Annotated in this window: 1 pseudogene; it reads left to right on the top strand. The window is 47.7% G+C overall.

Going from position 1 to position 1,007, the window contains the following annotated elements:
- A pseudogene (locus ACH63V_RS18080) lies at positions 1-1,007 on the top strand (hypothetical protein); the annotation flags it as partial.

Below are 1,007 nucleotides of genomic sequence, written 5' to 3' on the forward strand. Positions count from 1 at the left end.
TACTCAGGGTCATATCACAGGTGGAACGACTGATGTTGCACCGGGTAGTCAAGTCACCTTAACCATCACAGGTCATGATCAGGCGGGTAACCCACTTGAGCAACAAGTCACTGCTACTGTTAATCCTGATGGTAGCTATACAGCAGAAGTACCAGCAGGCTTTGCTGATGGTGAGTTAATAGTGAAAGCAGATGCGGTTGACCGTAATGGTACACCGGTGAATGCTGAAGATAGTCTTGTGAAGACGGATCATGACAATAATCCGGATACACCAGACCAAGGTGGTTTAGACCGAGTAGATGGTTCAATTACAGTTGATGTGGATACTCAAGGCCATATTACAGGTGGCACCACAGACGTTACACCGGGTAGTCAAGTCACCTTAACCATTACAGGTCATGATCAAGCGGGTAATCCACTTGAACAACAAGTGACTGCAACGGTTCAGCCAGATGGTAGCTATACAGCAGAAGTGCCGGCAGGCTTTGCTGATGGTGAGTTAACAGTGAAGGCAGACGCGGTTGACCGTAATGGCACACCGGTGAATGCAGAAGACAGTCTGGCAGACCAAGGTGGTTTAGACCGAGTAGATGGTTCAATCACAGTTGATGTGGATACTCAGGGTCATATTACAGGTGGCACCACAGACGTTGCACCGGGTAGTCAAGTCACCTTAACTATTACAGGTCATGATCAGGCGGGTAACCCACTTGAGCAACAAGTCACTGCTACTGTTAATCCTGATGGTAGCTATACAGCAGAAGTGCCAGCAGGCTTTGCTGATGGTGAGTTAACAGTGAAAGCAGATGCGGTTGACCGTAATGGTACACCAGTGAATGCTGAAGATAGTCTTGTGAAGACGGATCATGACAATAATCCAGATACACCAGACCAAGGTGGTTTAGACCGAGTAGATGGTTCAATCACAGTTGATGTGGATACTCAAGGCCATATTACAGGTGGCACCACAGACGTTACACCGGGTAGTCAAGTCACCTTAACCATCA

This window comes from Acinetobacter sp. ABJ-A23_2 (assembly GCF_044538765.1).
Lineage (GTDB): Bacteria > Pseudomonadota > Gammaproteobacteria > Pseudomonadales > Moraxellaceae > Acinetobacter > Acinetobacter nosocomialis_A.